We start from the raw sequence: 5,000 nt of genomic DNA, 5'->3' as shown, positions 1-5,000 counted from the left end.
CATCATCATGTTGTAAGAACACGGTTTAGTAAGAGGTTTTTAGCCTTTTGCTTGTTCTATTGAAATTGTGAAGAGAAGATATATTCAGACATGTTCCTTTTTAAGGTTCCTTCTGAGGTGCAAGTTTTTTGTTAAGAAAAATACTTTCTTGGGAAAATGCTTGTTGTCGAAAAAAGGTTTTGGAAAACAGATTTTAAAAAAGATCTTGAAAGAAAAACCTTTCTTCCGAAGAGGAAATCTTAATTTAGAAGGAAATCTTAATTTAGAAAAAGAGACATGTGTCGCAAGGGAATGCTCAAAACCCTTGCTTATGATTGGAAGCTTAACCGCGCCATTGAATATATCTCGAGAAGCTGGTCTTTTCTGCTGATATTTGGTTTGTTTTGCGCTTTATTTTGCACAAGATAAAGAGAAGCAGACAAACCGTAAATGAATATTGGCAATGAGAACGATCAAGTGTCTTAAGGGCATTTGGTGGATGCCTTGGCATGCACAGGCGATGAAGGACGTGATACGCTGCGATAAGCTACGGGGAGGTGCGAATACCCTTTGATCCGTAGATTTCCGAATGGGGCAACCCACCTTTGATGGCTAGAAAAATTAAGCTGTTTTTTAAAACAGTTTAGTTTTCTAGTCGTCAGATAAAGGTATCTACACCTGAATAAAATAGGGTGTAAGAAGCAAACGCAGGGAACTGAAACATCTAAGTACCTGTAGGAAAGGACATCAAACGAGACTCCGTTAGTAGTGGCGAGCGAACGCGGACCAGGCCAGTGGCTTGAATTAAGAAAAGTAGAAACGACTGGAAAGTCGTACCAAAGAGGGTGATAGTCCCGTATACGTAAATCTGATTTAAGTCCTAGAGTAGGGCGGGACACGTGAAATCCTGTCTGAACATGGGTCGACCACGATCCAAGCCTAAGTACTCGTGCATGACCGATAGCGCACCAGTACCGTGAGGGAAAGGTGAAAAGTACCCCGACAAGGGGAGTGAAATAGTACCTGAAACCGAATGCCTACAAACAGTCGGAGCCCAAGATTCGTTCTGGGTGACGGCGTACCTTTTGTATAATGGGTCAGCGACTTAGTCTAACGAGCAAGCTTAAGCCGGTAGGTGTAGGCGTAGCGAAAGCGAGTCTGAATAGGGCGTTCAGTTCGTTGGATTAGACCCGAAACCGAGTGATCTAGCCATGAGCAGGCTGAAGGTAAGGTAACACTTACTGAAGGGCCGAACCCGTATCTGTTGCAATAGATTGGGATGACTTGTGGCTAGGGGTGAAAGGCCAATCAAACTCGGAAATAGCTGGTTCTCCGCGAAATCTATTTAGGTAGAGCGTTAGTCGAATTCTCCAGGGGGTAGAGCACTGGATGGGCTAGGGGTCCTCACCGGATTACCAAACCTAACCAAACTCCGAATACCTGGAAGAACTAACTAGCAGACACACGGCGGGTGCTAACGTCCGTCGTGGAGAGGGAAACAACCCTGACCACCATCTAAGGTCCCCAAGTTATGGCTAAGTGGGAAAGGATGTGAGGATCCCAAAACAACCAGGATGTTGGCTTAGAAGCAGCCACCATTTAAAGAAAGCGTAACAGCTCACTGGTCTAAATAAGGGTCCCTGCGCCGAAAATGTAACGGGGCTAAAGCCATACACCGAAGCTGTGGATTTACTCCTTTTGGAGTAAGTGGTAGCGGAGCGTTCCGTAAGCCTGTGAAGGGAGATTCGTGAGAGCTCCTGGAGGTATCGGAAGTGAGAATGCTGACATGAGTAACGATAAAGGGAGTGAGAGACTCCCTCGCCGAAAGTCCAAGGGTTCCTGCTTAAAGTTAATCTGAGCAGGGTGAGTCGGCCCCTAAGGCGAGGCCGAAAGGCGTAGTCGATGGGAACCACGTTAATATTCGTGGACCTGTGGGTAGTGACGGATTGCGTATATTGTAAGATCTTATTGGATTGATCTTGCAGTGAAGCAGTTCCAGGAAATAGCTCCCACATATAGACCGTACCCCAAACCGACACAGGTGGACTGGTAGAGAATACTAAGGCGCTTGAGAGAACTACGTTGAAGGAACTCGGCAAATTGCACGCGTAACTTCGGAAGAAGCGTGACCCTTTAGCGGGCAACCGTTAGAGGGTGGCACAAACCAGGGGGTAGCGACTGTTTACCAAAAACACAGGGCTCTGCGAAGTCGCAAGACGACGTATAGGGTCTGACGCCTGCCCGGTGCTGGAAGGTTAAGAGGAGATGTGCAAGCATTGAATTGAAGCCCCAGTAAACGGCGGCCGTAACTATAACGGTCCTAAGGTAGCGAAATTCCTTGTCGGGTAAGTTCCGACCTGCACGAATGGCGTAACGACTTCCCCGCTGTCTCCAACGTAGACTCAGTGAAATTGAATTCCCCGTGAAGATGCGGGGTTCCTGCGGTTAGACGGAAAGACCCCGTGCACCTTTACTATAGCTTTACACTGGCATTTGTGTCTGTATGTGTAGGATAGGTGGTAGACTTTGAAGCAGGGGCGCTAGCCTTTGTGGAGTCATCCTTGAAATACCACCCTTACCGATATGGATGTCTAACCGCAGTCCGTTATCCGGATTCGGGACCGTGTATGGTGGGTAGTTTGACTGGGGCGGTCGCCTCCTAAAGAGTAACGGAGGCGCGCGATGGTAGGCTCAAAACGGTCGGAAATCGTTTGTTGAGTGCAATGGCATAAGCCTGCCTGACTGTGAGACTGACAAGTCGAGCAGAGTCGAAAGACGGTCATAGTGATCCGGTGGTCCCGTGTGGAAGGGCCATCGCTCAACGGATAAAAGGTACGCCGGGGATAACAGGCTGATGACCCCCAAGAGTCCATATCGACGGGGTTGTTTGGCACCTCGATGTCGACTCATCGCATCCTGGGGCTGGAGCAGGTCCCAAGGGTATGGCTGTTCGCCATTTAAAGCGGTACGTGAGTTGGGTTCAGAACGTCGTGAGACAGTTCGGTCCCTATCTGCCGTGGGTGTTGGAATATTGACAGGACCTGTCCCTAGTACGAGAGGACCGGGATGGACGTATCTCTGGTGGACCTGTTGTGGCGCCAGCCGCATAGCAGGGTAGCTATATACGGACGAGATAACCGCTGAAGGCATCTAAGCGGGAAACTCACCTGAAAACAAGTATTCCCTGAGAACCGTGGTAGACCACCACGTTGATAGGTCAGGTGTGGAAGTGTGGTAACACATGAAGCTTACTGATACTAATCGTTCGATCGACTTGATCGTTCTCATTTCCCATATTCTTTCTTTAAATATAAAAATTCCAGCTTCTCATCATTCATGCTTTTTGCTGACTTGGTGGTTATGGCGGAGTGAACGCACCCGATCCCATCCCGAACTCGGCCGTGAAACGCTCCAGCGCTGATGGTACTTTGCCTTAAGGCACGGGAGAGTAAGTCGCCGCCAGGTCTGCTAAAGGCATGATAGATAACAATTCAAAATAAAAATATAACGATAAATATCAAGGCTCAATACTGAGAGTAGACAATAAAAAAATCTTGTCTTAAAATATATAGCGCGGGGTGGAGCAGCCCGGTAGCTCGTCAGGCTCATAACCTGAAGGCCGCAGGTTCAAATCCTGCCCCCGCAACCACTTCTTAATAGTTAACCCTATAATATTCCCTAGCATTCCCGTAATAGTAACTTGACTCTTCTCAATCTAAACAGAAATATGCCAAACGCAGAGAATAATCTGCTCAATAAGCCTAATTAAAAAAGCTTATAAAATTAAAAAAATCCATACTATTGTCTCTTTACATTGCAAACATTCTAAAGGCGTCAATGAAATATCATAGATAAACGAGACCTTGTATCAAAAAAAACATCTCATTTTACTCTTCTAAAGTTCAAAAAAATAACAAAAGCTCTCTCTCAACACACCGTGATAACAAATCATGCCAAAAAAAGACCTATGGAGCGGCTTTGGGGCTGGATCGGATCTCTTCTCAGCCCTAAAAGAACGCAATAGGACTCATAAGGGGTATGCTACTAATGAAGCAGAGATAGGCAGAGAATGCTTTCTTCTCTCTAAAACGATAAATCTAAAAGCTCTTCTTAATACTGGAAAACAAAAATAGCATCAAGCTCTGAAAATAAAAGCAGGCGGAAACGTGTCGTAGCGTGTAAACGCATGGAGTGAAATGCTAATCACTCGAAACTCTTCTCACGTAACAGAGACATAATCGAAAACGCTATGGAAAAAGGAAAAAACGTACGAGTGTGTAAATACCCGTAGAGTTATGCTGAGGAGATATAGGAGCACTCGCAACTCTGCCCTGCGTAAAAAAACGCAATGCAGAAATAGGGGACACTCCGCTAAACATTATGTCCTCTGAAACAACTAGAAAAAAGAGCGTAGAGGTGTATGTAATTCACACACAGAAACACTCCTCAAAAACTAAATCTAAGCTCAGCTTCTCTCTCTTTTACGATATCCCTCCCTTTGTCCTATGTGTGCCTATATATCTTCATCCTTAAAACAATCTGCTAACTTTTTGTAACAAAAAATTGCACATAATTCCTTGACCACCTAAACTATCTATATCCCTAAATACTAAGGCGGATTTTTACTTAGAAAGCTTTTGGGGAAAGCTTTTGGGGTACTGAGCCTATGCCTATGATCTGTAGGGGCAGTGCTTTACGGCTTAGATAGAGAAATAACAGCTTTTTACACTATCCTAACATACATAAAGCAACCTTAAGAGAAAAAACTCTAAAAGTTACATATCCCTATCCTTGGCGCAATGGACTATCTGTTTTGAAAGAGACTATCTCACATTATCTCTTGGACATCTGCTCTAGCCCCATTTACCGTTTCTAGGGTGACATGTTCTTTAAAAAATTAATGATTTTTGCGATCTTTTTTAGAAACCAGCGTAATGAGGGAGAAAGTATGCCGTGAGAAAAAAAGGGGCAGCTTTTTGCTTTTGCAGCCATTGGTCCTGATGTTTGAACGGAAACTGGCA

The 5,000-nt window shown here is 45.2% G+C and carries 1 tRNA gene and 2 rRNA genes; all 3 read left to right on the top strand.

What is annotated here, in order from left to right:
• Nucleotides 1-450 precede the first annotated feature (450 nt).
• The 3 genes from ACFINA_RS09040 to ACFINA_RS09030 all read left to right on the top strand — a co-directional run bounded on the left by ACFINA_RS09040 (nucleotide 451) and on the right by ACFINA_RS09030 (nucleotide 3,628).
• Nucleotides 451-3,261: ribosomal RNA gene (locus ACFINA_RS09040) — 23S ribosomal RNA — on the top strand.
• 68 nt (nucleotides 3,262-3,329) lie between these two features.
• Nucleotides 3,330-3,444, top strand: a 5S ribosomal RNA gene (gene rrf / locus ACFINA_RS09035).
• Between the two features lie 107 nt (nucleotides 3,445-3,551).
• A tRNA-Met gene (locus tag ACFINA_RS09030) sits at nucleotides 3,552-3,628 on the top strand.
• Nucleotides 3,629-5,000 lie beyond the last annotated feature (1,372 nt).

Source organism: Bartonella sp. AC10YNML, assembly GCF_042196825.1.
GTDB lineage: Bacteria > Pseudomonadota > Alphaproteobacteria > Rhizobiales > Rhizobiaceae > Bartonella.
The sequence above is the reverse complement of the archived record's forward strand: the minus strand, read 5'-3'. Positions and strand labels throughout refer to the sequence as shown.